At 74.5% G+C, this 24,678-nt stretch carries 24 protein-coding genes; 9 read left to right on the top strand and 15 right to left on the bottom strand.

Annotated elements, in window-relative coordinates; translation table 11 throughout:
• Positions 1–59 precede the first annotated feature (59 nt).
• The 4 genes from V6V16_RS01595 to V6V16_RS01580 all read right to left on the bottom strand — a co-directional run bounded on the left by V6V16_RS01595 (position 60) and on the right by V6V16_RS01580 (position 6,420).
• Positions 60–3,197, bottom strand: a complete 3,138-nt coding sequence (locus tag V6V16_RS01595) for a DNRLRE domain-containing protein (protein WP_334558804.1) — start codon at positions 3,195–3,197, stop codon at positions 60–62.
• 1,118 nt (positions 3,198–4,315) lie between these two features.
• Positions 4,316–5,281: a golvesin C-terminal-like domain-containing protein gene (locus V6V16_RS01590; protein WP_334558802.1), complete on the bottom strand. Its 966-nt coding sequence runs from the start codon at positions 5,279–5,281 to the stop codon at positions 4,316–4,318.
• Positions 5,281–5,445 (bottom strand): hypothetical protein, encoded by a 165-nt coding sequence (locus V6V16_RS01585; RefSeq protein WP_334558801.1) that lies wholly within the window; start codon positions 5,443–5,445, stop codon positions 5,281–5,283. The genes V6V16_RS01590 and V6V16_RS01585 overlap by 1 nt, the downstream gene beginning before the upstream one ends.
• Before the next feature lie 186 nt (positions 5,446–5,631).
• The gene (locus V6V16_RS01580) at positions 5,632–6,420 is read right to left on the bottom strand and encodes an aldo/keto reductase (RefSeq protein WP_334558799.1); all 789 of its coding nucleotides are present in this window, start codon (positions 6,418–6,420) and stop codon (positions 5,632–5,634) included.
• Between the two features lie 95 nt (positions 6,421–6,515).
• On the opposite strand from V6V16_RS01580, the gene V6V16_RS01575 reads away from it, so the two are divergent.
• Entirely contained in the window at positions 6,516–7,577 is a 1,062-nt protein-coding gene (locus V6V16_RS01575; RefSeq protein ID WP_334558797.1) for a DNA polymerase ligase N-terminal domain-containing protein, read from the top strand.
• A 16-nt stretch (positions 7,578–7,593) separates the two neighbouring features.
• Positions 7,594–8,787, top strand: a complete 1,194-nt coding sequence (locus V6V16_RS01570; protein WP_334558795.1) for a threonine synthase — start codon at positions 7,594–7,596, stop codon at positions 8,785–8,787.
• A gap of 24 nt (positions 8,788–8,811) precedes the next feature.
• Here the strand turns inward: V6V16_RS01570 and V6V16_RS01565 are convergent, their stop codons facing one another.
• The 3 genes from V6V16_RS01565 to V6V16_RS01555 form a co-directional block, all read right to left on the bottom strand.
• On the bottom strand, positions 8,812–10,608 hold the full coding sequence (locus V6V16_RS01565) for a glycoside hydrolase family 15 protein (protein ID WP_334558793.1): 1,797 nt from the start codon (positions 10,606–10,608) through the stop codon (positions 8,812–8,814).
• A 58-nt stretch (positions 10,609–10,666) separates the two neighbouring features.
• Complete coding sequence (locus V6V16_RS01560; RefSeq protein ID WP_120727133.1) at positions 10,667–11,059, bottom strand: cupin domain-containing protein; 393 nt, start codon at positions 11,057–11,059, stop codon at positions 10,667–10,669.
• A gap of 255 nt (positions 11,060–11,314) precedes the next feature.
• Positions 11,315–11,773 (bottom strand): septum formation initiator, encoded by a 459-nt coding sequence (locus V6V16_RS01555; protein WP_334558787.1) that lies wholly within the window; start codon positions 11,771–11,773, stop codon positions 11,315–11,317.
• Positions 11,774–11,875: 102 nt separating this feature from the next.
• On the opposite strand from V6V16_RS01555, the gene V6V16_RS01550 reads away from it, so the two are divergent.
• The 4 genes from V6V16_RS01550 (at position 11,876) to V6V16_RS01535 (ending at position 15,698) form a co-directional block, all read left to right on the top strand.
• Complete coding sequence (locus V6V16_RS01550) at positions 11,876–12,568, top strand: response regulator transcription factor (protein ID WP_334558785.1); 693 nt, start codon at positions 11,876–11,878, stop codon at positions 12,566–12,568.
• Positions 12,565–13,839, top strand: coding sequence for a sensor histidine kinase (locus V6V16_RS01545; RefSeq protein ID WP_334558782.1), 1,275 nt, complete (start codon positions 12,565–12,567; stop codon positions 13,837–13,839). Before V6V16_RS01550 ends, V6V16_RS01545 begins: the two co-directional genes overlap by 4 nt.
• Positions 13,840–13,975: 136 nt before the next feature.
• Positions 13,976–14,521 (top strand): PepSY domain-containing protein, encoded by a 546-nt coding sequence (locus tag V6V16_RS01540; protein WP_334558779.1) that lies wholly within the window; start codon positions 13,976–13,978, stop codon positions 14,519–14,521.
• Positions 14,522–14,603: 82 nt separating this feature from the next.
• Positions 14,604–15,698 carry a beta family protein gene (locus V6V16_RS01535; protein WP_334558775.1) on the top strand — a complete coding sequence of 365 codons (1,095 nt, stop codon included), beginning with the start codon at positions 14,604–14,606 and terminating at the stop codon, positions 15,696–15,698.
• Positions 15,699–15,736: 38 nt separating this feature from the next.
• Here the strand turns inward: V6V16_RS01535 and V6V16_RS01530 are convergent, their stop codons facing one another.
• Positions 15,737–16,018, bottom strand: coding sequence for an adhesin (locus tag V6V16_RS01530; protein ID WP_334558772.1), 282 nt, complete (start codon positions 16,016–16,018; stop codon positions 15,737–15,739).
• 171 nt (positions 16,019–16,189) lie between these two features.
• Positions 16,190–17,263 carry an NAD(P)-binding domain-containing protein gene (locus tag V6V16_RS01525; protein WP_334558769.1) on the bottom strand — a complete coding sequence of 358 codons (1,074 nt, stop codon included), beginning with the start codon at positions 17,261–17,263 and terminating at the stop codon, positions 16,190–16,192.
• Between the two features lie 136 nt (positions 17,264–17,399).
• Here V6V16_RS01525 and dacB point away from each other — a divergent pair, with 136 nt between their 5' ends.
• Positions 17,400–18,983, top strand: a complete 1,584-nt coding sequence (gene dacB, locus V6V16_RS01520; RefSeq protein ID WP_334558766.1) for a D-alanyl-D-alanine carboxypeptidase/D-alanyl-D-alanine endopeptidase — start codon at positions 17,400–17,402, stop codon at positions 18,981–18,983.
• Positions 18,984–19,020: 37 nt separating this feature from the next.
• Here the strand turns inward: dacB and V6V16_RS01515 are convergent, their stop codons facing one another.
• From V6V16_RS01515 to V6V16_RS01500, 4 genes are all read right to left on the bottom strand, one after another.
• Positions 19,021–19,347 (bottom strand): hypothetical protein, encoded by a 327-nt coding sequence (locus tag V6V16_RS01515; protein WP_334558762.1) that lies wholly within the window; start codon positions 19,345–19,347, stop codon positions 19,021–19,023.
• Positions 19,348–19,502: 155 nt separating this feature from the next.
• Entirely contained in the window at positions 19,503–19,940 is a 438-nt protein-coding gene (locus V6V16_RS01510; RefSeq protein WP_334558760.1) for a nitroreductase family deazaflavin-dependent oxidoreductase, read from the bottom strand.
• Between the two features lie 116 nt (positions 19,941–20,056).
• Positions 20,057–20,503 (bottom strand): pyridoxamine 5'-phosphate oxidase family protein, encoded by a 447-nt coding sequence (locus V6V16_RS01505; RefSeq protein ID WP_334558757.1) that lies wholly within the window; start codon positions 20,501–20,503, stop codon positions 20,057–20,059.
• 46 nt (positions 20,504–20,549) lie between these two features.
• Positions 20,550–21,143 (bottom strand): pentapeptide repeat-containing protein, encoded by a 594-nt coding sequence (locus V6V16_RS01500; RefSeq protein WP_334558754.1) that lies wholly within the window; start codon positions 21,141–21,143, stop codon positions 20,550–20,552.
• Positions 21,144–21,221: 78 nt separating this feature from the next.
• Here V6V16_RS01500 and V6V16_RS01495 point away from each other — a divergent pair, with 78 nt between their 5' ends.
• The gene (locus tag V6V16_RS01495; protein ID WP_334558752.1) at positions 21,222–22,454 is read left to right on the top strand and encodes a serine hydrolase domain-containing protein; all 1,233 of its coding nucleotides are present in this window, start codon (positions 21,222–21,224) and stop codon (positions 22,452–22,454) included.
• A 15-nt stretch (positions 22,455–22,469) separates the two neighbouring features.
• Here V6V16_RS01495 and V6V16_RS01490 read toward each other — a convergent pair whose 3' ends face one another.
• Positions 22,470–23,342, bottom strand: a complete 873-nt coding sequence (locus tag V6V16_RS01490) for a hypothetical protein (RefSeq protein ID WP_334558749.1) — start codon at positions 23,340–23,342, stop codon at positions 22,470–22,472.
• A 179-nt stretch (positions 23,343–23,521) separates the two neighbouring features.
• On the opposite strand from V6V16_RS01490, the gene V6V16_RS01485 reads away from it, so the two are divergent.
• The gene (locus tag V6V16_RS01485; RefSeq protein ID WP_334558746.1) at positions 23,522–24,163 is read left to right on the top strand and encodes an NAD(P)-dependent oxidoreductase; all 642 of its coding nucleotides are present in this window, start codon (positions 23,522–23,524) and stop codon (positions 24,161–24,163) included.
• Between the two features lie 48 nt (positions 24,164–24,211).
• Here V6V16_RS01485 and V6V16_RS01480 read toward each other — a convergent pair whose 3' ends face one another.
• Positions 24,212–24,676, bottom strand: coding sequence for a PPOX class F420-dependent oxidoreductase (locus V6V16_RS01480; RefSeq protein ID WP_334558743.1), 465 nt, complete (start codon positions 24,674–24,676; stop codon positions 24,212–24,214).
• Between the last annotated feature and the right edge of the window lie 2 nt (positions 24,677–24,678).

Below are 24,678 nucleotides of genomic sequence, written 5' to 3'. Positions count from 1 at the left end.
CCTACGACTGGCCACCCTCAAGTCCTCCCCCGTTGAGCTGTGCGAATCCATGTGTGTCATCAGCTGACCGCCACCCCGAACGTGCTCTGCCCGGTGGGCAGGCCGCCCTGGCCCGGTTGCAGCGTGATGCTCGGAACGTGGTTACCGGCGGCGAGGTCGGCCCAGGTGAAGCCGTACACCGCGTCGAGGCCGTAGGGCGTGCCGACGTACAGGCGCTGCGCGGTCACGCCGAACGAGGTGCCGACGAGTTCCTGCGCCCGTACGGAGCCCGGCATGCTCGCGCCACCGCGCTCCAGGGTCACCGGGGTACCGATCGGGTTGGCCAGGGCGGGGAAGATCCGCACCCGGCCGGAGTCGGCCGTCGCCCCGGCGTCGTAACCCGGTGCGCCGATCGCGATGAACATCGTCGCGTTGGTGCCCTCGTTGGCCGGCGCGGTGTTCGTCACCGCGACCTTCTCGCCGAGGTAGTTGCCGTCCTTCGACGCGTAGGTGATCGCCGGCAGTTCGGCGGCGGCGTTGGCGGCGGTGATGTGGAAGCGGTGCACCAGGCCGGCGTCCGTCTCCGGCGCTCCGGTCCCCGCGACGGTGATGTCCTCCCCCGGCACGCCGACGACCAGCAGCGAGTCCCGCTGCCCGGCCGGCGATCCGACCGGACGGTACGGCGCCAGGGCGATGGACTTGCCGAAGTTGTCGTCCGCCTGCGAGACGTTGGAGACGTTCGCCCCGTTCAGGATCGCCGCGTCCTGGTTCAGTTCGGCGGCGAGGGTGGGCAACCCGTTGGTCAGGGTGTGGCCGAAGACGTTCACCGCACCGGCGAAGGTCTGCGTGCCGATCGCCTCGCCCGGGGAACCGACCGCCCAGTGGTGCTTGGAAGCGGCGACGGCGAAGCCGGTGCGGTCGTCGATCTCCGCCGCGCCCGGGATCCCGCTGCCCTGGCTGAGCATGAGATTCAGGTTGCCCCGCAGGTAGTGCACGGTGCCGGCGAGGGCGCCGGTGGGCAGGCCCTCGCCGGGCGCCCCGATCACCAGGTACGGCTCGCCGCTGGCGGTCCGGCTGCCGGCCACGGCCTGGCCGAACCAGTCGTTGGCCTCGGCCGCGTCCGGGACGTTCGTGGAGTCCTGGTGGTACACCAGGGACGTCGGCCCCTGCGCCAGGCCCGCCGGTGAGCCGAACAGCACGTAGACGGCACCGGCATAGGGCTGGCCGCTGATGTTCTGGAACGGCACGCCTACCGCGAGGTCCGTACACCCGTCGTTGTTGGCGTCGTAGGCGGAGATGGACATGCCGAACCGGTCGCCCGCCTCGGCCGAGCCCGGCACCTTGGCGGCGCCCTCGTGCAGGCTGTGCACGGTCGCGCTGCCGCCGTACGTCACGTGGATCCGGCCGGCGCGGACGGCACCGCCCACCGTGGCCTCCGGGTCGGCGACCGCGATGTCGGTCGTGCCGTCGCCGTTGAAGTCGCTGTCGGTGCCGCCGACGCAGCCGGTGACCGGGGCGACGGTGGTGTAGACGCTCATCTCGCAGAACGACGACCAGACGTCGCTGCCGCCGACCCCGTCCGCCGCCTTGACCCGCCAGCGGTAGGTGCCGCCGTCGACGAAGGCGCCGGCCGGCACGGTGGCCGCCGCGGTGGCACCGGAGGCGACGTTGTTGAAGGTGGCGGAGCCGATCGGAACATCGGCGTTCATCGCCCACCACTCGAAGGTGACCGCCATCGCGGTGCCGTCGCCGTCGGAGACGGTCGCCTTCAGCTGCGGGGTCAGGGTGTTGACCTGTGGCCGGGCCGAGCCGGTCGCGCAGCTGGTGGCCGGGACGGTGGCCCGGGTGGTGACGGTCGGCCAGGAGTTGTACGTGACCGACGCCTTCGGGTCCTCGGTCGCCGCGGCGCCCTCGCGGGACCGGAACTGCTTGAATCCGGCGGCAACCGTCTCGTCGGTGGCCCGGACGCCCATGCCGGCGCGGGTCTTGTTCGCGTTGGCCGCGCGTTGGAAGAAGCTCTGGCCGTCGATGCTCGCCCACGCGTCGGCGCAACTGGTCGAGCCGTGCGTGGCGGTGGACGTGGCCTCGGGGTGGTCCCAGGACGGCTGGTTGGTGAACGTCGTGGTGTAGGTCGACGCGCCGGTCGACCAGATCTCCCAGGACGTGGGCGTGCAGGTGTGCGACCAGAAGTTCCAGAACGAGACGGTGGCGGCGGTGATCTGCTTGCCGGCGAGGACCGTGGTGTCCCAGGTGAGGAACGAGCGGGTCAGCGTGGCCGGGGTGGTCGGCAGCAGGCCGATCTGCAGGTCCGGTTCCTGGTTCATGTCGGTGGTCACCGTCTGCCGCACGTACGTGTCGAACGTGGTGGTCAGCGGGTTGACCGTCGGGTCGATGGTCACCGGAAAGTTGGTGGCCCTGCTGGCCAGCCAGCCGGCGTCCGGTGTGAGCGTGAGCTCCACACCGCCACTCCGCCGCGCGAGGTCGGTACGCACCGCCCGGCGTTGCGCCGGAGCACCGGTGACGGTCTTCTTCGCGTCCCACATCAGCGGTGCCGGGATGCGGGCGGTCTGCTTCCCGGAGCTGCCGGTCAGGGTCACGGCGCCGTCCTCGCCCCGGGCCGACGACGCCGCACCGGGCCCGGTGAACGGGAAGCGGACCTGCTTGACCTGGGGGACGGCAGACCGGGTCTTGACGACGAGGAACTGCTCGAAGCCGAGTCGGGTGGCCTCGACGACCAGGTCCACGCCCGGCCGCGCGTCCACGTAGGTGGCCCGGTTACCCGTCAGCACCGGCGTGGGCAGCGCCCCCGACCAGCCCATCGCGACCCGGTCGTCGCCGAGCCCGACGGCGGCCAGTTCGTGCTCACCCGCTCCGGCCGGTCCGGAGATCCGCAGGTCGTTGGGGTGCGCGACCGGCGCGACGGAGCCGTCGGGCGCCGCCCTGAGCGTGAGGTCGACGGGCACCCACCCGCCGTCGCGCTTGAACCGCTGCACCCCGGCGGCGATCTCGGCCCGGAACTGTCCGTCCGGCAGCGCGAAGACCTCGGTTGTCTCGGAGGTGAGGTCCTCGACCTGCACCGGCTTGCCACTCTCACGTGCGGTGCGCAGGGCCACCGCCTCGTCCGACCTGCTCTGAACGCCACCTGTCACGCCGTCCGGGCCAGCGGCGAAAAGCTCCGCCGGCTCCCCGGAAATGCCAAACAACGCGACTGCCGTCATGACCGCGACGCCTGCCGCAAGGCATGAACGAACGGTGGCCGTCTTACGACGGTCCACGAACCCTCCCCCGTGTCTCTTAACTTGTGCGAGCCGGGACTCTATGGACCGCATGGCAGAGAGCACAAGGCCGGTCACAAGTTGTGAGGACGGATGTTGGCGAACCGGACAACTCCCCAGACCCGCGTCACGTTGAGCAATCGCCCGTCCGGCGTCGACCTGCCGGGTCTGCGGCTTGCCGGACCCGGCGCGCCCCACCGGAACCCAGGCGGCACGCGCCGCACCCGGGCAGGGAACACAGAGAAGTGCAGGTGAACGCGAAATTAAGCTGATCGGCCAATCAGGGATCAGGCCCGGCCGGACGCAACCTCGCCGCCGGATAACCGCTGTGGACGATACGGATCTATTTCACCGCGAGTGACGAGCGACCACGAAGAGCTGCCATCCCCCGACCGGATGACGACACCACCCTGAAGGCGCCGTGAGACGCTCCCCGAGCCGGGGCAGCGCGACGAGCGGGCAGGCGGAAATGACGCGGGGACCCCGCGAGGGGCGGCCCTCCCGATCGGTTGACGGCCAGGCAGAGCCCCTGCTCAGGTGGCCTGACGGTCGATCCGCGGGGCCCTTCCCGGAATCGACGGTGGAAGGCGCTTCGACGGCATCTTTCGACGACCACTCGGGGCACTTGTGCGAGCAGGGTCGACCGGCACCGGAGCAGCGCCCGAAATCCCCGCGGCCGGCCCGGCTCCGCCACGAAATGGTGCCGCGACCGCGGCACCGACCACATTACTTCCGCTCCCCGGGGAAACGGCGATCCGGCCGGGGTGGTTGTCCCGGGAGCGACGAATCTCGGCCCCGTCCAACGCAGGCAGGGGATGGCTGCCCGGTGTCCGTCCGGCCGCATCGCGAAGCCGTCCCGGGTGACCCGTCAGTCGGTCGGCTCGGCGGAGGTGCAGCGGGTCCGGCGGCCCGCCCAGGCCGAGGCCGACGGCGCCCACGGCGACGTCGTCGACCGGACCCTGTGACACGCGCGACGGCAGGCGACCGGCAACGGCGTACGGCCCCGTGCACGCGGGCGGATGGCGGCTCCGGGTCCCCGGAGCCGCCATCCGCCCGAAGGGTCAGACCCGGGTGATGCGGACCGCGTCGGCGATCACCAGGCCGGCGGCGGAGGTCCACCGGCTGACCGCGACCCGGTTGGCGTCCCCGGCCGGCAGCGTGAAGGTGCCGAGGGTGCGCCACTGGCCGCCGGTCACCCGCTGGTCGACGACGACCGTCCGGTTGCCGGTGGTGGTGGACACGATGTACGGAGTCGCGGAGTTGTAGCCGGAGACCGCCGGCCACCAGGCGTCGACCCGGTAGTTGGCGGTCGCCGGGAGGTTGAACTTGTACCAGGCCGCGTCGCTGGCGGCGACGGGCTCGGCGAAGCGGTAGTCGGTCCCGTAGCGCTGGGCCGAGTACGCCGAGGTGCCCCAGTTGGCGCTGGCGGTGAAGCGGCCGGCGGTGTTGTTGTCCACCACCGCGCTCCAGGTGCCGCCGCCGCCCGCCATCTTCGCGGCGACGTCGGCGCGCATCGTGTTCAGGTCGATGAAGGACGGGTCGATCTTGCCGCTGGTGCTCGTCTCGCGGTGGCCGCGGGCGTGGCTGGCGTCCCGGCCGAGTCGCTTGAGCACGGCGGCGGTGGCGGCGATCGACGCGTTGTACTGCGCCGCCGTCATCTCCTGGTTGACCCCGTTGTAGTCGATCTCCCAACCGATCATCAGGGTGTTGCCGTCGCCGGCCGGGATCGGCCCGCTGCCCCGGCTGACGCCCGCGTGGTTGCAGCGGCCGGCGGAGATGACGTGGAAGACGCCGTGGTAGTCGACCAGCGCCTGGCAGAGCGGGCCGGGCAGGTCGGACCGGCCGTTGATGCAGACGTTCAGCGCCGGGTGCGGGTTGCTGGCACTGGAGGTGGCGGCGGTGTGGTGCCAGAGCACGCCGATCGGGTCGAACGAGCCGGGACGCATGCGGTTGACCCAGTCGCCGTGGGTGACGACCTGGACGCCCGCCCCCCGCAGGACGTCCACCAGCCAGGGAATCGTGGCCATCAGGACCCCCCGAGCAGGTCGGCGAGGCACTCGGCCTTCGGCGCGGCGTCAGGCGCGGCGCTGGCCGCGGCCGGCTTGACGGCGACGGCCACCGCGGCGGCCACCAGGGCCGACATGCCCAGCACGCCACGGCGTGGCAGGCGGGCGGGTTCGGACGCGTTCATGGCGCTCCTTCAGACAAGGGCGGAGGGGTTCCGACTCATCGATGAACTGGTGACGGGCACGTTATATCGTCACGAGCATCTATGTCGATACCCTTCACCGCCACTATTCGCGCTGAAGGAATTTGGCAACACCGGTCCGGGTCCGACCCGGTACGCCCCGTGTTCGGGACGTACCGGAGGGGTCGGTCAGGGGTTGCCTAGGGCGTCGATGTCGCGCATCTCCTCGGCGGTCAGCGAGAAGTGGAAGATGTCGGCGTTCGCCCGGATCCGCTCCGGGGTCACCGACTTGGGGATGACCACGATCTCGTGGTCGACGTGCCAGCGGAGCACCACCTGGGCCGGGGAGACGTCGTGCGCGGCGGCGATCCGGGCCAGCACCGGATCGGCGAGGTCACTGGTCTTGAACGGGCTGTAGCCCTCCAGCACCACGCCCCGGTCCCGGTGCTCCCTGTGCCGCTGCCGGTCGTACAGCGAGGGGCTCCACTTGACCTGGTTGACGGCGGGGTTCTCCTCGGTCGCCTGGATCAGCTCGTCGAGCTGGGCGGTGCTGTAGTTGCTCACCCCCACCGCCCGGGTCAGCCCCTCGTCCCGGGCCGCCAGCATCTCCCGCCACACGGGGATGCTGTCCACCGGGTTGGCCGGCGGCCAGTGGACCAGCCACAGGTCGACCTGGTCGACGCCGAGCGCGCTCAGGCTCGCCTCGATCGTCTCCCGTTCCCGCCCGACCCGGTCCGGCGGCAGCTTCGTGGTGATGAAGACGTCCTCGCGGCGCAACCCGCTCTCCCGGACCGCGCGGCCGACCTCCTCCTCGTTGCCGTACATGGTGGCGGTGTCCACGTGCCGGTAGCCGGCGTCGAGCGCGGCGAGCACGGCGTCGTACCCGGCCCGGCCGGTGGCCTGCCAGGTGCCGAAGCCGAGCAGGGGCATCCGCACCTCGCCGGGGAGGGGGACGGTGGGCTGGTCGTCATGGTCCATGTCGCGGGTCTTACCCATGCTGACCTACGCCATGCCCGCCGAACCGGACACGCGGGCGGCCGGCGGGTGGGTGTGGATTGCCGGAGAATGCGGGTGTGGCTGACCCGCTGGAGGAGTACCGGCGCAAACGGGACGCGGCGCGCACCCCGGAGCCGGTGCCGAAGCGGGCCCCGCGGCGCGGCAAGCCCGCCGACGGTACGGCCCGGTTCGTCATCCAGCAGCACCACGCCCGGAGCCTGCACTGGGACCTGCGGCTGGAGCACGAGGGGGTGCTGGCCTCCTGGGCGGTGCCGCGCGGGCTGCCCCGCGACACCGGCCGCAACCACCTTGCCGTGCACACCGAGGACCACCCGATGGAATATCTCGACTTCCACGGCGAGATCCCGGCCGGCGAGTACGGCGGCGGGCGGATGACCGTCCACGACCGGGGCACCTACCACTGCGAGAAGTGGCGCGACGACGAGGTGATCGTGGTGCTCGACGGCGAGCGCACCTCCGGGCGGTACGTCCTCTTCGCCACCGGCGGCAAGGGCGGACGGGACTGGATGGTCCGGCGCACCGACCCGCCGCCGGAGGGTTGGACGGGCATGCCCGAACTGGTCCGCCCGATGCGCCCCACCCGGGCGGCGAGGCTGCCGGCGGACGAGACCCGGTGGGGCTACGAGCTGCGCTGGGACGGGGTGCGCGCGGTCGCGTACGTCTCGGGAGGGCGGCTGCGGCTGCTCGCCGACGACGACGAGGACGTCTCCGGGACGTACCCCTGGCTGCGGGAACTGGCCGAGGAGCTGGCGCCCACGGAGGTCGTGCTGGACGGCGTCCTGGTCCGCATCGACACCGCCGGGCGGGTGCGCCCGGCCCGTGGCGGACGCCGGACCCCCGACGCCCAGTACCTGATCTTCGACCTGCTCTGGATGGAGGGGGTGGCCAGCACCGACCTGCCCTACGCGCAGCGCCGGGAGCTGCTCGACGGTCTGGCGCTCGCCGGCCCGCGCTGGCAGACTCCGCCGTGGTTCCCGGGTGCCGGCCGGGAGGCGCTGCGGACCGGGCGGGAACAGGGGCTGCCCGGCGTGGTGGCGAAGCGGCTGGACTCGGTCTACGAGCCGGGCGGGCGCAGCCGACGCTGGCTGAGCATCGACGCGGGCCGGGACGCGAGCTGAGACGGCGAGGAGCACCGTGTACCTGACGCACCTGGAGTGCCCGCGCTGCGGGCGCGAGCACGACGCCGGCAGGCCGGCCAACCTCTGCGACTGCGGCTCGCCGCTGCTGGCCCGCTACGACCTGGCCGCGGTGGCGAAGGTGCTCACCCCGGAGCGGTTCCCGCTGCGCCCGGCCGACCTGTGGCGCTACCGGGAGCTGCTGCCGGTGGCCGACCCCCGGCACGAGACCACGCTGGGCGAGGGCTGGACGCCGCTGCTACGCGCCCCGGCCTACGGCGCGGAGATCGGCATCGCGGAGCTGATGGTCAAGGACGAGGGGCTCACCCCGACGGGCTCGTTCAAGGCGCGCGGCGCGGCGGTGGGCGTCAGCCGGGCCCGCGAGCTGGGCGTGCAGCGGATCGCGATGCCCACCAACGGCAACGCGGGCGCGGCCTGGGCCACCTACGCCGCCCGGGCCGGGCTGGGGGCGACGATCGTCATGCCGCTCTCCGCGCCGGCCATCTGCCGCCGGGAGTGCGTGGCCGCCGGAGCCGACCTGCGCCTGGTCGACGGGCTGATCAGCGACGCCGGCCGACACGTCGCGGACCTGCTCGCCGCCGCCGGCGGCGCGATCTTCGACGCCGGCACGCTGCGCGAGCCGTACCGGCTCGAGGGCAAGAAGACGATGGGGTACGAGATCGTCGAGCAGCTCGGCTGGCAGGTGCCGGACGTGATCATCTATCCCACCGGGGGCGGGGTCGGCCTGATCGGCATCCAAAAGGCGCTGCACGAGCTGCGCGAGCTGGGCTGGATCGACGAGAAGCTGCCGCGCCTCGTCGCGGTGCAGTCGACGGGCTGCGCGCCGATCGTGCGCGCCTTCGCCGCCGGGGAGCAGCGGGCGCGGCCCTGGGCCGACGCGCGGACCGTGGCCTTCGGCATCACCGTGCCGGCCCCGCTCGGCGACGAGCTGATCCTCGACGCGCTGCGCGCCAGCGCCGGCACCGCGATCGCGGTGGACGACGCCGAGATCCTGGCCGACCTGCGGGACTTCGCCGCCCGCGAGGGGCTGCTGCTCTGCCCGGAGGGGGCCGCCTGCCTGACCGCCGCCCGGCACCTGCGCGCGGGCGGCTGGATCCGGGCCGGCGAGCGGGTGGTGGTGCTCAACACCGGGGCCGGCGTCAAGTACCCGGAGACGGTGGACGTCGCCGACGTGCCGGTGCTGCCCGCCTGACCCGACGGCCGTCCCCGCCCGCCGTCAGTCGGTGGCGGGATCGGTCAGTCGCCAGGCGGCGCTGACCAGGCCGATGTGCGACAGCGCCTGCGGGGTGTTGCCGAGCTGTGCGCCGGAGCGCGGGTCGATCTGCTCGCTGAACAGGCCGACGTCGTTGGCGTGCCCGAGCAGCCGCTCGAAGAGCGCCTCGGCCCTGTCCCGCTCGCCGGCCATCGCCAGGCACTCCACCAGCCAGAACGAGCAGGGCAGGAAGCCCGCCGGATCGGTGTCCCAGCGGCGTACCAGCCCGTCGCCGGCACCCAGCTCACGCTCCACCGCCTCGATGGTGGCGCGCATCCGCGGATCGGTCGCCGGCAGGAACCCGACCAGCGGCAGCAGCAGCACGGAGGCGTCCAGCTCCGGCGAGCCGAACACGCCGCCGTACGCGCCGGCCCGCTCGTTCCAGCCCTCGCGCAGCACGGCGGCCCGGACCTCTTCGCGGATCGCCGCCCAGCGCCGGGGGTCGGCCCGGTCGCCGAGCCGGGGCGCGAGCGTCACCGCCCGGTCCAGCGCCACCCAGCAGAGCGCCTTCGAGCTGAGGTAGTGCCGGTCGGCGTCCCGGGCCTCCCAGATGCCCCGGTCGGGCAGCTGCCAGGTGGCGGCCACCTGCTCGGTCAGGCCGAGCACCATCTCGCGCAGCTCGGTGTCGAAGGCGTCGCCCAGGTGCTCGCGCAGTTGCCAGACCGCCGACAGCACCTCGCCCGGCACGTCGAGCTGGCGCTGCCGCCAGGCGTCGTTGCCGACCCGCACGGGCAGGCTGCCGCCGTAGCCGCGCAGGTGGACGCACTCGTACTCGGAGACGTCCCGCTCCCCCTCCAGGCCGAAGAGCACCGGCACGGGCTCGGGACCGACCCGGCCGATCGAGCGGGCCGCCCAGGCGAAGAGCCGGGACGCCTCGGACGGGCACGCCGCCACCCAGAGGGCGCGCAGGGTCATCGCGAAGTCGCGCAGCCAGGCGAAGCGGTAGTCGTAGTTGCGGTCGCCGCCGATCCGTTCCGGCAGCGACGTGGTCAGGGCCGCGGCGACCGCGCCGCTGCGGGCGTACGTGAGTCCGGTGAGCACCGTCGCGCTCTGCCGCACCTGCTCCGGGTAGCGGCCGTCGTAGTGGTGCGACTCCCGGTACGCCTGCCAGGCCCGCACCGTCTCGGCGAGCGCGACCGCCGGGTCCAGCCGGACCGGCGCCGTGCCGTACGCCCGCCCGTACGCCAGGTCGAAGCCGATCACCTGCCCGGCGGAGACCTCGAACTCCTGCCGGACCCGGTCCCGGTCGACCCGTGGCGGCAGCCCGCCGGCGTGCAGCTGGAGCACCACCGGCCCGGCGGCTGCCAGCACCCCGCCGTCGGGCTGCTCACACAGGTACGGGGTGAGCAGCCCGTACTCCGGGCGGGGGCGGTAGTCGAACGACATCCGCACCCGCCCGGTCAGCCCCTCGACGATCCGCAGCAGCACCGCCGGGGAGTTCATCCCCAGCTGGTGGCCGCGCGCGCCGAACTCGGCGGCGAGCGCGTCGGTGACCGCGACGCTCCCCTCCGGGGTGTGGTGCACGGTGCGCAGCACCAGCGTGTCCGCGACGTACGCCCGCTCCACCCGGTGCCCGGGAAGCCCGGCGGCGGCCGGCGCCAGCCGCCAGTGGCCGGCGTCCGGGTCCAGGACGCGGCCGAAGACCGACGGTGAGTCGAACCGGTCCGGGCACCACCAGTCGATGGAGCCGTCCCGACCGACCAGGGCGCCCGAGCGGCAGTCCGAGAGGAACCCGTAGTCGGAGATCGCCAACTGGTCCACCCGCTGCGGGTACCCGCTTCCGCCCGCATCAGGCGGCAGCCGCGTGGCGCGCGGACGGTCAGGAGGTGGGCGGCTCGTCCTCGCCGGCGGCCTCCGCAGCGTCGGCCTCCTCCTTGGTGCGGTGCACCGCCTGGTCGGCGTGCTCCGGGGGGCCGTAGACCGTGTAGAGCACCAGCGGGTTGGGGCCGGTGTTGACGAAGTTGTGCTTCGTGCCGGCCGGCACCACCACCAGGTCGCCCTGCACGACCTCGCGCTTCTCCCCCGCCACCCGGGCCTCGCCCGTGCCGCTGACGAAGGTCAGGATCTGGTCGATGTCCTCGTGGACCTCCTCGCCGATCTCACCACCCGGCGGAATCGTCATGATGACCAGCTGGGTGTGCTCCCCGGTCCACAGCACCCGCCGGAAATCCGGGCTCTTCTCGGCGACGGTCGCGATCGTGAAATGCTCCATGCCGACGCACATACCCGCTGCGGCCCGGCGCCACGCCGGGACTCACGGATGGTGGAATTCGCCACTGCCCGGAGGTTTCGTTCCGCCCGCAGCGGGGATCGAGTGTAGAGCCGGCCAAGACCGGCGGAGCCAGGTCCCCGCCGACGTACCGCCGTACGGCTGCGGTGGTGGGAGACGGCCAGAGCGCGGCGACGTTCCGATCCACAGGATCCGAGCGGCGCCGTGCGCTCGCGTCCGGGTCCGGGCGACGCGGGGTCAGTCGTCGTCGGCCTGCACCGGCTCCGCGCCCACGCAGCGCAGCTTCAGCTCGAACTCGCCGGCGGGACCCGCGAAGGTGACCTCCACGTCGTCGTCCGGCCCCTGCTCGACGTCCGCGACCCGGTAGCCCTGCGCCGGGGTCCAGGACACCAGCCGCACCCCCGCCGGCCCGCACTCGGCCACCGCGCTGCCGCCCGCCGTGCCGAAGGCCCGGCGCCGCCCCGCCCCGGTGGCGGCACCCGCCGACGGTTCCCCGGTCCCCGTCGCCGCCGGCGGCCCGCCGGCGGTCGGCCCGGGCGAGGCGAGGGCCCGCTCGACCTCCTCCTGGCTGAGCACCCCGCCGGGGGTGCCGGCGATGCTCTCCCCCACCCAGCGGATCGCGGCCACCCCGATCAGGGTGGCGAGGGTGGCGGTGGCCAGCCACCCGGCGACGGCGAGCAACGAACGGCGGCGCATCCCCCGAGTCTGACCGATCCCGGGTTCGGCGCGGCTTCGGGCGAGGCAAAGGGAGGGTTAAGGTCCGGGCCGGCGCCTCGTCGGGCGGCTAGCCTGCCTCCTGTGGCCCGCCTGCTGCTCATCGAGGACGACCTGACGATCCGTACGCCGCTGCTGCGGGCGCTGCGCGAGCGGGGGCACGCGGTCGCCGCCGCCTCGACGGCGATGACCGGCCTGCGCGACGCGCTGGACGACCGGCCCGACCTGGTCGTGCTGGACCTGGGACTGCCCGACCTGGACGGCCGGGAGCTGCTGCGCATGCTCCGCGCGGTCAGCGCCGTGCCGGTCATCGTGGCCACCGCCCGCGACGACGACACCGAGATCGTCCGGGTGCTCGACGCCGGGGCCGACGACTACGTGGTGAAGCCGTTCACCGCCGCACAGCTCGACGCGCGGATCCGGGCGGTGCTGCGGCGCGGGGCGGGCTCCGCCCCGGACGACCCGGCGCTGGCGGTCGGCGGGCTACGGGTCGATCCCCGGTCGCGGCAGGTCACCCTGGACGGCGAGCCCGTCGAGCTGACCCCGCGCGAGTTCGACCTGCTGCACCACCTCGCCGGCCGGCCCGGCCAGGTGGTGACCAAGCGGGAGCTACTCGCCGAGGTGTGGCGGGTCCCGTACGGCGGCGCCGACAAGACCGTGGACGTGCACCTGTCCTGGCTGCGCCGCAAGCTCGGGGAGAGCGCGCAGGCACCCCGTTACCTGCACACCGTGCGCGGTGTCGGGGTCCGGCTCGAAGCGCCCGGGAGCGCCGGATGAGGGCCCGGATGGCCCTGCTGGTCGCGGCGGTCAGCGTGCTGACCCTGGTCGCCTTCCTGGTGCCGTTGGCGCTGCTGGTGCGTACCGTCGCCGAGGACCGGGCCACCCTGCGGGCCACCGCCGACGCGCAGAGCCTCGTCACCGTCGTCGGCACCGCCGACACCGCGACGATCCGGCTGACCGTCGAGCAGCTGTCGGCGGAGTCCGACCGGCCGGTCACGGTCTTCCTGCCCGACGGCACGGTGCTGGGCGCCCCGGCACCGCGTACGCCCGCCGTGGCGCTGGCGGCCCGGGGGCAGAGCCTCACCGCCGAGTCCGGGCGGGGGCGGGAGGTGGTGATCGCGGTGCAGGGCCGACCGGACGGCACCGGCGTGATCCGCACGGTGGTCCCGCCGGCCGAGCTGACCGCCGGGGTGACCCGGTCCTGGCTGGTCCTGGCGCTGCTCGGCGTGCTGCTGGTGCTGATCGGGCTGGCCGTCGCCGACCGGCTGGCGCACACCCTGGTCCGGCCGATCGGGGAGCTCTCGGCGGTGTCGCACCGGCTGGCGAACGCGGAACTCGACGCGCGCGTCACGCCCGCCGGCCCACCGGAGCTGCGCGAGGTCGCCGGCGCCCTCAACCACCTCGCGGGCCGCATCCAGGTGCTGCTGGTGCAGGAGCGGGAGGAGGTCGCCGACCTCTCGCACCGGCTGCGCACCCCGCTGACCGCGCTGCGGCTGGAGGCCGAGTCGCTGCGCGACCCCGAGGACGCGGCCCGGGTGACGGCGGCCGTGGACGGGCTGGAGCGGGCGGTCACCGGCCTCATCCGGCAGGCCCGCTGGCGGGCCCCGACGGCCGGGGCGGCCGGCTGCGACGCGGCGGCCGTGGTGGCCGAGCGGGTGGCGTTCTGGTCCGTGCTGGCGGAGGACACCGGGCGGGCGGTGACGCTCGACGTGGCGCCGGGACCGCTGCCGGTCGGCGTACCCGCCGACGAGCTGGCAGCGGCGGTGGACGCCCTGCTCGGCAACGTCTTCGCGCACACCCCGGACGGCACCGCGTTCGCCGTCCGGCTGGTCGCCGAGGCGGGCCGGGCGGTGCTGAGCGTGGCCGACGAGGGGCCGGGGATGCCGCCCGGCACGCTCGACCGGGGCGCCAGCACGGCCGGCTCGACCGGCCTCGGCCTGGACATCGCCCGCCGCGCCGCCCAGGCCGGCGGCGGTCGCCTGACCCTGCACGCCTCGCCCCCGGGGGGCACCGAGGTGCGCCTCGAACTCGGTCCGCCCCGTTCCTGAGCCCGCCGTCGCGCGCTACGTCCGGCCCGGCCGCCGGCGCGCGGCGCGGCTTAACCCGGCCTTAGCGTCCGGGCAGCGTGGCCCTATCCGGACGGGCGCGATCCTGGGAGCCGGAACCGAGGAGAGGGTGAACGAGATGAAGCGCAAGTCCCTGATGTTGGCGTCGCTGGGAGGCGTGGCCGCGCTCGCCGTGACCGGGGCGACCTTCGGCGTCGCGGCGGCGGACGGCGGCCCGGCCCGGGCGACCACCCTGGCCGCCGCCACCACCGCCCCGACGGCCGCGGCCACGCCGGGCACCCCGAGCGGCGCCCCGACGACGGGTGGCGCGCCGAGCACCGGCGGCACCCCGACGGCGCCCGGCAGCCCGGCGGGCAGCGCGGCGCCGAGCACCGGCGGCGACGCGGTGACCGAGCAGCGGGCCGGCGAGATCGCGCTGGCCCGGGCCGGCGGCGGGAAGATCGTCGAGGTCGAGCGCGAGGACGAGGACGGCCGGGCCGTGTGGAGCGTCGAGATCGTGGCCGGGCAGACCGAGCACGAGGTCGACGTCGACCGGGGCGACGGCACGGTGGTCAAGGCCGAGCAGGAGCCGGTCGACGACGACAAGGACGACGACGGCGACGAGGACGACGACAAGGACGAGGACGAGGACGAGGACGACGACAAGGACGGCGACGACGACTGATCCGCCGCGTACCGCCGGCTCCGGCGGCCGGCACGGACCGATCGTCCCTGTGACGGTCACCGATGTCTGGCTACGCTGAGGTATGGTGCCCGCCCACCGGGGCCGGGCGGCGGAACCGGTCTACCGCCCCATCCTCGCCAACCGGCGGGGCGAGCTGGAGGCGCTCGGTCATCTCGACGACGTCGTCGCGCCCCTGCTCGCCCCGGTCCTCCAGGTGTCCGTCCTGGACCGGTTCACCCTGGACGTGCTCGGCCGGCTGCCCGAGGGGCTGCGCACGGCCGTCGACGTCACCGGCCTGCCCGACACCCCGGAGACCGAGCTGGTCCGCTGGGGCGTACCGCTGGTTCCGGTCATCGGGCTCGCGGAGAGCGACCGGCGCCTGGTCGCGCACGGCGTCGCGGCCCGGGCCCACGCCCAGCGGGCGGTCGTCCGGCTGCGGGTGGGCCGGGACCGGGCCGGCCCGGACGCGGCCACCGCGGCGGCGGAGCGCGTCTGGCGGCTCGCCCGCCTGGTGCCCGAGCAGTGCGACCTGCTCCTCGACGCGGGCGACGTCTGCTGCCCGGCCGACATCCGGATGGCCGAGCCCCGGATCCGCCGGCTGCTGGAGTGGGCCCGCCGGCACGCCTGGCACGCGGTGAGCGTGGCGGCGGGCGCGATGCCCCCCACGGTGTCCGGCCTGCCCACCGACGAACCGGTACGCCTCGACCGCTGGGACTGGCAGCTCTGGCAGCGGCTGGCCGACCTCGACGTCGGATACGGCGACTACGGCGTCGGCTCCGCGGTGCCCGGCGCCGAACAGCCGGGCGACCGGCTGCCCACCGTCCGGTACACCACCGACGGCGCCTGGTGGGTGTACCGGTGGTCCCGGCGGGGCGGCCGGGGCGACGACCGGTTCGCCGACCTGTGCCGGACGCTCGTCTCGGCGCCCCACTGGCCGACCACCGGCGCGGCGTTCTCCTGGGGCGACCACGAGATCCTGCGGCGGGCCCGGCGCGGCGCCGCCGGCGCGGGCTCGGCCAGCAACTGGGCGGCGTGGGGCACCTCGCACCATCTGGCGCACGTGCTGGCCACGCTGACGCACCCGGAACGGGAGACCGGGCCCTCCGGCCTGTGGGCCCCGGAGCACGGCCGCCCGGGCCGGCCGCACCGCAACGGGGAGTCCCGCCGGGCCGGTTGATCCCACGGGCCGAGCCGGCGGCCGCGCGGGCCGAGCCGTCACTGCTTCTCGGTGAATCCGAACTGCACCACGCCCTCGTCGTCGACGCTCGCGTCCACCGACGCCTCACCGAGCAGCTCGGCGGCGTCGGAGTCCAGGAAGATCCGAGCGCCCTGGTTGTCGACCACGTGGTCGCCCTCGACCGGCTCGGCGACCAGTTCGACGGTGAGCGAGCCGGCGTCGGTGTCGGCGGCGATGCGCACCCCGCCGTCCTCGGCGACGTCTTGCTGGTTGGCCAGGTCCCGGATCACCAGAACGGCGTTGTCGGTCATGGTGAGCATGGCGGAACTCCTCGTGGATTCTCGGTTTCGCGGCGCGGGACCGGGATCGGCCCGCGGACGAGCGCACGTGGGAGGCGGTGGAAGGGCGGCAGGTGGTCGCCGACGCGGGCGGCTGAGGGCCCTCCCGGCCTACGTTGCCCCCTGCCGGGGGATCCGTCAAATAGAGCGGGGTCAGTGCCGGGCGCCGGCCGGCGCGAACCTGGCGCGGAGGTCGCGCACCGCCGCGCGGCCCGCCCGGTTCGCGCCGATCGTGCTCGCCGAGGGGCCGTACCCGATCAGGTGGATCCGCTCGTCGGCGACCACCCGGGTGCCGTCCATCGTGATACCCCCGCCCGGCCCGCGCAGCCGCAGCGGCGCGAGATGCTCCAGCGCCGCCCGGAAGCCGGTGCACCAGAGGATGGCGTCCGCCGCCACGAACCGCCCGTCGTCCCAGGCCACCCCGTCGGGTGTGATCCGGTCGAAGACGGGTAGCCGGTCGAGCACGCCGCGCTCGCGCAGCCGGCGCAGCTCCGGGGTGAGCGGCAGCCCGGTCAGCCCCACCACGCTGGCCGGCGGGCGGCCGGCGCGTACCGCCGCGTCGACCAGGGCGACCGCGGCGCGTCCCCGCTCGGGGGTGAACTCCTCGTCGCGGAATTCGGGCGGGCGGCGGGTCACCCAGGTGGTCCCGGCGGCGACGGCGGAGACCTCGGCGAGCAGCTGCACGGCGGACGTCCCGCCGCCCACCACCACGACCCGCCGACCGGCGAACTCCGCCGGACCCCGGTAGTCCGCCGTGTGCAGCTGGCGCCCCCGGAACGTCGACCGGCCCGGGTAGTGGGGCCAGAACGGCCGGGTCCAGGTGCCGGTGGCGTTGACCAGGGCGCGGGCCGTCCAGGAGCCGGCGTCGGTGTGCACGGCCAGCCGGCCGTCAGGCCGGTCGCGCACCTCACGGACCCGTACGGGACGCCGCACCGGCAAAGCGAACTCCCGCTCGTACGCGGCGAAGTAGGCGCTGACCGCGTCGGCGGCCGGCAGGTCGGGCCGGGTCGGCGCGAACGGCAGGCCGGGCAGGTCGTGGAAGCCGTGCACCCGGTCGAGCCGCAGGGTGGGCCAGCGGTGCCGCCACGCCCCGCCCGGCCCGTCGTCCCCGTCGAGAATCACGAAGCCGTCGCCGGGGGCGAAGCCGACGCGGCGCAGGTGGTAGCCGGCGGAGAGGCCGGCCTGACCGGCCCCGATCACCAGCACGTCGACGGAGCGTTCGTCCATACCGCGTACAACACCGGCGGGCCCGTCCGGCTGCCCGCCGGGGAGGTCTCCCCGCTCACAGCCCGCCGCCGGGAGCCGAAGAATAGTTTCCATCGACGGTCTTTCCTGGCAGATATCTCCATGGCAGCATCAGCCCATGCATCGTCGTCTCTTCCCCCGGGCGCTCGCGCTGCTGGCGCTGGTCGCCACCGCGGCCACGGCCGGCGCGCCCATCGCCACCGCCGAGTCGCCCACCCCCGCGGAGACCCGCCTGAACGCCACCATCGACGCGATCCTCGCCGACGGTCGGCTGGCCGGGGCGCAGGCCTCGGTGGTGGTCAAGGACGCGACCACCGGCGAGACGGTCTACCACCGCAACGGCGACCGCCGCCTGGTGCCCGCCTCGAACACCAAGCTGCTGACCTCGGCGGCGGCGCTGGAGCTGCTCGGGCCCGGCCACCGCTTCAGCACCGAGGTGCGCAGCAGCGGCACCCGGCGCGCCGGCCTGGTCTCCGGCAACCTCTACCTGCGCGGCGGCGGCGACCCGACCATGCTGGCCGCCGACTACGACGCGCTGGCCGCGCAGGTCGCCGCCGCCGGCGTACGGGTGGTCACCGGCAACCTGGTGGCCGACGACACCCGCTACGACGGCACCCGCCTGGGCCCCGACTGGACCTGGGACGACGAGCCCTACTACTACGCCGCGCAGGTCTCCGCCCTGACCGTGGCGCCGGACACCGACTACGACGCGGGCACCGTCATCGTCAGCGCCGCCCCGGGCGGGACCGCCGGGGCGCGCCCCGTCGTCACCACGACCCCGGCCACCCGCTACCTGAAGATCGAGAACCGGGCCGAGACGGTCGCGGGCGGGGAGACCTCGCTCTCCTTCGAGCGCGAGCACGGCGGCAACACGGTCGTCGTCACCGGGCAGATCGCGCTCGGCGCGGAGCCGGCGAGCGACTGGGTGAGCGTCTGGGAGCCCACCGGCTACGCGGCCGACGTCTTCCGGTCCGCGCTGCGCCGGCACGGCGTACGGGTACTCGGCCGGACGGTGCTCGGCCAGGCCACCCCGGAGGGCGCCTCGGAGCTGGGGCGGCACCGCTCGATGCCCCTGGCCGAGCTGGTGGTGCCGTTCCTCAAGCTCTCCAACAACGGGCACGCCGAGGTGCTGACCAAGGAGATCGGGCGGGTGCTCTCCGGCTCCGGCACCTGGTCGGCCGGGCTGGCCGCGATCAGCGAGTACGTCGCCGACGCCGGGATGGACACCGGCACGTTGCGCCAGCGGGACGGCTCGGGGCTCTCCCGGCGCAACCTGATCCCGGCCGAGGAGTTCGTGGACCTGCTCACCGCCGTACGCGCGGAGCCCTGGTTCGACACCTGGTACGCGGCCCTGCCGATCGCCGGCGAGGCGGAGCGGTTCGTCGGCGGGACGCTGCGCACCCGGATGCGGGGCACCCCGGCGGCGGGCAACGTACACGCCAAGACCGGCAGCCTGACCGGCGTCTCCGGCCTGTCCGGCTACGTCACCGACGCCGACGGGCGGCTGTTGGCGTTCTCGATCCTGCTCAACAACTATCTGGCCGCGTCGGTCAAGACGCTGGAGGACCAGATCGCGATCGCGCTGGCGGCGTACACCGCGAAGGGCACGAGCGCGGCGCGGGTCGCGCCCCCGGCGGCGCCCGAGGCACCCCGGGCCCCGGAGGGCCGGGAGTGCTCGTGGGTGAAGCCGAGCGCCTGCTGACGGGTCGGCGGGGCCGGTGCGGGCCCCGCCGACACCCTCACGCGCCGGGGCGGTGCGGCAGCTCGGCCGCCGGATCGCCGCGCTCGATCAGCGCGGCGATCTCGGCCGGGCGCAGGCCGCGTTGCGTCAGGACCCGGGTCCCCCAGGTGTGCAGCCGGCACGGGTGCGGGCTGGCGTCGTTGCGGCACACCGTCCCGCCGGACCAGAACCGGGGCGCGTGCACCACGACCGCGCGCACCGCGAACTGGGCGTCCTCGACCGTCACGTACGGCGGCAGCGGGATCTCCCGGAGCACCTCCCCGGACGGCTCCCCGGCGCCCCGGGGGGCGGTCGGACGGACGGTGCGGGTGGTGGTGCTGAACATCGGCCAAACCTCCACAAGGGATGGACGGACGCGGACAGCAGAAAACTACGACAGGCCGGACACCGCGCGACGGACAAACTGTCCCGCCGGACTGACGGACCCGTCGGTCAGCCGGCCGCCCGCGCCCGCCCGGCGGGCGTCGTGACGGCGCACTGTCAGACGCGTTCGAGCACGACGACGGGGATGTCCCGGTCGGTCTTCGCCTGGTATTCGTCGTACGCCGGCCAGATGGCGGCCATCGTGGACCACATCCGCGGCTTCTCCCCCGCTGCCGCCGTACGGGCCCGCGCGGTGAACCGCTCGGCGCCCACCTGCACCTCGACCAGCGGCTCGTCGAGCAGGTTGAGGTACCAGGCCGGGTGCTTCGGGTCGCCGCCCTGCGAGGCGACCACCAGGTAGGCGTCGCCGTCGCGGCCGTAGATGAGCGCGGTGCGCCGCAGCCTGCCGCTGCGCCGGCCCCGCGTGGTCAGCAGCAGCGTGAAGACCCCGGGCCGCCACTCGTGCCCCTCGGCGCCGTCGGTCTCCAGGTACCGCCGGATGTGGTCGGCCACCCAGCCCTGCGGGCTGTCCAGCACCTGCTCGCTCGACGTCATCGGTCCTCCCGTTCGCCGTCGCACCCGGTCGTCGCGACCACGCTACTCCGGGCCGCACCCAGCCGCCGGGTGAACGCCGCCGTCCACGGTGGGCACCGGCCCCGGCGGCGGCCGGCTCACCGCCGGCGCCGGCGCAGGCCCCGACCGGGGTGCCAGCTCTCGATGACCAGGTGGTCCGGCGGGTCGCCGACGCGGGTCAGCACCACCTCGGTCAGCTCGATCCGGAACCGGTGCGAGCCGTCCCCGGCCGCCGGCTCCTCGTGCGCCAGGCCGGCGATCTTCGCGTCGCCACCCCAGGAGCCCGGATCGTCCGCCGGGGTGTCCTCGGTCGGACAGTGCAGCGCCACCCGGGGGTCGCGGCGCAGGTCGAGCGCCTTGACCGCGCCCGCCAGGCTGCCCAGCCGCAGGTGCTCGGCGCCGAAGTCGAACTCGCTGCCGCTGATCCGCGGCGAGCCGTCCCGGCGCAGCGTCGCCATCGTGCCGTGCTTGCGTACCGCGAAGCGCGCCCGGACGCGCCCCGCGAACTCGGGCTCCTCGCGGAGGAGGTCGGACCACCATGTCATGCGCCCCAGGCTGGCAGGCAATCCGGACAACCCGCGTCTGCTTTCGCTAGCGGATCTCGAAGCCGAGGGCCTGCGCGATGACCACGGCCTGCTCCGCGTCGACCAGCGCCCCGGCCCGCTCCACCACCGTCGGATCGAGCGCGGTCAGGTCGCTGCCGCGCAGGTCCGCGCCGGAGAGCCGGGAGGCGTGCAGCTGCGCGGCGGAGAGGTCGACGCCGGTGACCGTGGCCCCGGTCAGGTTGGCCCCCGTCAGGTCGGCCTCACGCATCCGGACGTCGGTGATGCGGACCCCGCGCAGGTCGGCGCCGGGGAGCGCGACGAAGGACCAGTCGCCGCCGGCGATCGTCAACGGCCGCAGGTCGCACTGGGCGAAGGTGCTGCCGACCAGCTTGCAGCCGGTGAACTCCGCCTCGAAGAGGTTGCACCGCCGGAAGGAGCAGCGGGTGAACGCCGAGTCGGTGTGGCGGGAGGCGTTGAACCGTACGTTGCCGAAGGTGCAGCCGTCGAAGACCGCGCCCCGGCTGGTCGCCTCGGTCAGGTCGACGTGGAGGAACGTGCAGCCGACGAAGCGCCGGTCCGCCAGTTCCTCGCCGTACCAGTCCTCGTCGCGGAAGGTCGCGTCCACGGTCAATTCGGGCATCGGACCAGGCTACCGACGGGGTCGGACATCCGCCGGCGGCCCTTCCGGTGCGGCGTACCGGCTAGTAGGTTCGGCGTCGTGAGTGTGGCCCGCAGCATCGACCCGGACCAGATCGGCTTCGACCCCGCCCGGCTGGCGCGGATCGACGAGCACTTCGGCAGGTACGTCGACGACGGCCGGCTCGCCGGCTTCCAGGTGCTCGTCACCCGGCGCGGCGAGATCGCCCACTCGTCGACGTACGGGCTGCGCGACGTCGAGGCGGGCGCCCCCGTGCAGGCGGACACGCTCTGGCGCATCTACTCGATGACGAAGCCCATCACCTCGGTCGCCGCGATGATCCTCTGGGAGGAGGGCCGCTTCGAGCTGACCGACGAGATCAGCCGCTGGCTGCCCGAGTTCGCCGACCTGCGGGTCTACTCCAAGGGCTCGGTGCTCAAGCCGTACACCGTGCCGGCGACCGAGCCGATCCGGGTCTGGCACCTGCTCACCCACACCGCCGGCCTGACGTACGGCTTCATGCAGACCTCGGTGGTCGACGGCATCTACCGGGCCGCCGGCTACGACCTGTACCCGCCCGCGGACGTCGACCTGGCCACGGCCTGCCGGGCCTTCGGCGAGCTGCCCCTGCTCTTCCAGCCCGGCTCCGCCTGGGGCTACTCGGTCGCCACCGACGTGCTCGGCCGGCTGGTCGAGGTGGTCTCCGGGCAGAGCCTGGACGCCTTCTTCGCCGACCGGATCCTCCGCCCGCTGGGCATGGCCGACACGCACTGGTGGGCCGCGGGCGACGCCGCGGACCGGCTCGCGGCCCTGTACGCGCCCGACCCGCGCACCGGCCGCGCGTTCCGCTACGACAAGCTGGGCGCGCTGGCGTACGAGAAGCCGCTGCTGCTCTCCGGCGGCGGAGGCCTGATCTCCAGCGCCGCCGACTACCACCGCTTCACCCAGCTGCTGCTGCGCGGCGGCGAGCTCGACGGGGTGCGGCTGCTGGGACCGCGCACGGTGCGCTTCATGACCCGCAACCACCTGCCCGGCGGTCGGGACCTGAGCGCCCTCTCCACGGGCGGCTTCGCCGAGACCACCCTCGACGGGGTCGGCTTCGGGCTCGGCTTCGCCGTGGTCGACGACCCCGTGCCGAGCCGGGTGCCGAGCAGTCCCGGCGAGTACTACTGGGGCGGCGTGGCGAGCACGGCGTTCTGGGTCGACCCGGCGGAGGAGATCACGGCCCTGTTCTTCACCCAGCTCATGCCGTCGAGCACCCACCCGATCCGGCCGCAGCTGCGCCAGCTCGTCTACTCCGCCCTGCTGGACTGAGCGCCCCCGCCGCCGTCAGGCGCCCTCGCACCGCTCCACCTCGTCGGGCAGCACCCGGCAGTGCAGGTGTGCCCCGGTCGAGCCGGTGACCCGGAAGGGACGCCCCCCGTCGTCCACCGTGACGGTGCCGACGCGCCCCCGCGACGCCCAGTCGACCTCGATCCGCCAGTCGCAGTCGCAGCGCTCGGTGTGGCCGACGACGAGGAAGGTCTCGGCGTCGGTCACCGAGACCCGGTACGGAAAGCGGATCTCCTTGCGCTCGTGCTCGGGCATGCTCTGCTCGCCCAGGCGGAACATGCCGGCGGTGAGCGCGGGGGGTTCCTCGTCCAGGTCCGCCTCCACCCACCGGTAGGCGCTCGGGCCGCCCCCGCCCGGGGCGGCGAACACGCCGAGCAGGGCGGGGCGGCGCGCCACGACCCGCACCCGCAGGTCGGTGAGGGTCACCTGCGCCTCGTCGACGCCCTGGACGGTGAAGTAGACGTGCTGCCGGGCGGCCGGCACCCCGGCGGCCTCCCGGGACCACGCCCCCCAGTCGCCCGCCCACCCCGGCCGGGCGGGGACGTCCGCCCACGGGGTTTCCACCACCCAGCCGTCCGCCGCCTCGTGCCCGACCCGGACCGCGACGGTGAAGGGCGGCGCGTCGGGGTCGGGCGGTGGCGGCGGCGGGGGGTTGCCGGGCAGGAGGCCCCAGGCGAGGAGCCAGGCGGTCAACGCCGTCGTGAGGACGGCGGCGAGGACCCCGGCGAACCAGCGGCCGGCGGGCGAGAGCCGGCGCAGCAGTGCCCGCAGCCGTTCCGACGGGCGTGGCCCCGGCGTCGGCTCCCGGGGTTCCGCCGGTGGATCGGTGGGCCCGGGCGTCTCGACGGGCGCGTCGCGTGCCTCCGCCATCGGGCCCACCCCCGGCCTCAGCCGTCACGGTCCGTACCAGTGCACCTGACGCCGCGTGACAGCGCAAGGGGCCGCCGCAGCCGGCCGGGATCCCCGGTCCGCCAGCGCGCGGCGGCGCCGCTCAATAGCCTGGAGTCGGCTACGTCCGCCGGGCCGGGCGGGCCTGGCGGGAGGCGGTCATGAGCAACATCGTCGTGTTCGGCGCGGGCGGCACCGCGGGATCGCGGATCACCGCCGAGGCGGTCGGCCGCGGGCACCGGGTCACCGCGGCGGTGCGCCGCCCGGAGGCCACCTCGTACCTGCCGCCGGCGGTCACGGTGGTCACCGGGGACGCCACCAGCGAGCGGAGCGCACGCGACCTGGCGCCGGACGCCGACGTCATGGTGGTGGCGATCGGCGGCGGCGGGCACGACCTCTGGCTCGACGCGGCGCGGAACCTCGTCGGCGTACTGCGAGGGCTGCCGGCCGCGCCCCGGATCATCCACGTGGGCGGCGGCTCGACCCTGCTGACCCCGAGGGGCACCCGCTACCTCGACGAGCCGGACTTCCCGCGGGACTACCGGGACGCGGCGCTCGGCCAGGCCGACGCCCTCGACTTCTACCGCTCCTCCGCCGACGGGGTGAGCTGGACGTACGTCTCGCCGCCGCCGCTGGAGTTCCACCCGGGCGAGCGCACCGGGCACTACCGCACCGGGGGCGACCAGCCGGTGACCGACCACGAGGGCCGCTCGGTGCTCAGCTACGAGGACCTGGCGGTGGCGATCGTGGACGAGATCGAAGAGCCACGCCACGAGAACGCCCGCTTCACCGCCGCGTACTGAAGGGCGGGCCCGGTCAGCCGCGCGGTGGTGGTGAACCGTCCGGCGCCGTCAGCCGGCGAGGCGGGCGGGGAAGCCGCCGGTGGCGATCGGACCCCAGCGCTCGACGGTCACCCGGATCAGCGACTTGCCCTGCCGGAGCATCGCGGCCCGGTACTCGTCCCAGTCCGGATGCTCCCCGGAGATGCTGCGGAAGTAGTCGACGAGCGGTTCCAGCGCCTCGGGCAGGTCCAGCACCTCAGCGGTGCCGTCGACCTGCACCCACGGGCCGTTCCAGTCGTCGGAGAGGACGCACGCCGAGACCCGGGGGTCGCGGCGGATGTTGACGACCTTGGCCCGCTCCGGGTAGGTGGAGACGACCAGCCGCCCCTCGCCGTCCACCCCGGCGGAGACCGGGGACGACTGCGGGCGGCCGTCGGCGCGGGTGGTCGTCAGCACCACCCGGTGCCGCGGCCGGAGGAACTCGGTCAGCTCGGCCCGGTCGACCCGGGTGTTCGTCGCGATGCTGGGTGCCATCG

Origin of the sequence: Micromonospora sp. CPCC 205561 (assembly GCF_036906775.1) — a bacterium.
In the GTDB taxonomy this organism is placed as follows: domain Bacteria; phylum Actinomycetota; class Actinomycetes; order Mycobacteriales; family Micromonosporaceae; genus Micromonospora.
Note: the sequence above shows the minus strand (reverse complement) of the source record. Positions and strands in the feature narration are given on the sequence as shown.

Coding starts and splice junctions, on each gene's coding strand:
- V6V16_RS01595 (WP_334558804.1), bottom strand. CDS start 3,197: ATGACGGCAGTCGCGTTGTTTGGCATTTCCGGGGAGCCGGCGGAGCTT.
- V6V16_RS01590 (WP_334558802.1), bottom strand. CDS start 5,281: ATGGCCACGATTCCCTGGCTGGTGGACGTCCTGCGGGGGGCGGGCGTC.
- V6V16_RS01585 (WP_334558801.1), bottom strand. CDS start 5,445: ATGAACGCGTCCGAACCCGCCCGCCTGCCACGCCGTGGCGTGCTGGGC.
- V6V16_RS01580 (WP_334558799.1), bottom strand. CDS start 6,420: ATGGACCATGACGACCAGCCCACCGTCCCCCTCCCCGGCGAGGTGCGG.
- V6V16_RS01560 (WP_120727133.1), bottom strand. CDS start 11,059: ATGGAGCATTTCACGATCGCGACCGTCGCCGAGAAGAGCCCGGATTTC.
- V6V16_RS01555 (WP_334558787.1), bottom strand. CDS start 11,773: ATGCGCCGCCGTTCGTTGCTCGCCGTCGCCGGGTGGCTGGCCACCGCC.
- V6V16_RS01545 (WP_334558782.1), top strand. CDS start 12,565: ATGAGGGCCCGGATGGCCCTGCTGGTCGCGGCGGTCAGCGTGCTGACC.
- V6V16_RS01540 (WP_334558779.1), top strand. CDS start 13,976: ATGAAGCGCAAGTCCCTGATGTTGGCGTCGCTGGGAGGCGTGGCCGCG.
- V6V16_RS01535 (WP_334558775.1), top strand. CDS start 14,604: ATGGTGCCCGCCCACCGGGGCCGGGCGGCGGAACCGGTCTACCGCCCC.
- V6V16_RS01530 (WP_334558772.1), bottom strand. CDS start 16,018: ATGCTCACCATGACCGACAACGCCGTTCTGGTGATCCGGGACCTGGCC.
- V6V16_RS01525 (WP_334558769.1), bottom strand. CDS start 17,263: ATGGACGAACGCTCCGTCGACGTGCTGGTGATCGGGGCCGGTCAGGCC.
- dacB (WP_334558766.1), top strand. CDS start 17,400: ATGCATCGTCGTCTCTTCCCCCGGGCGCTCGCGCTGCTGGCGCTGGTC.
- V6V16_RS01515 (WP_334558762.1), bottom strand. CDS start 19,347: ATGTTCAGCACCACCACCCGCACCGTCCGTCCGACCGCCCCCCGGGGC.
- V6V16_RS01510 (WP_334558760.1), bottom strand. CDS start 19,940: ATGACGTCGAGCGAGCAGGTGCTGGACAGCCCGCAGGGCTGGGTGGCC.
- V6V16_RS01505 (WP_334558757.1), bottom strand. CDS start 20,503: ATGACATGGTGGTCCGACCTCCTCCGCGAGGAGCCCGAGTTCGCGGGG.
- V6V16_RS01500 (WP_334558754.1), bottom strand. CDS start 21,143: ATGCCCGAATTGACCGTGGACGCGACCTTCCGCGACGAGGACTGGTAC.
- V6V16_RS01490 (WP_334558749.1), bottom strand. CDS start 23,342: ATGGCGGAGGCACGCGACGCGCCCGTCGAGACGCCCGGGCCCACCGAT.
- V6V16_RS01485 (WP_334558746.1), top strand. CDS start 23,522: ATGAGCAACATCGTCGTGTTCGGCGCGGGCGGCACCGCGGGATCGCGG.
- V6V16_RS01480 (WP_334558743.1), bottom strand. CDS start 24,676: ATGGCACCCAGCATCGCGACGAACACCCGGGTCGACCGGGCCGAGCTG.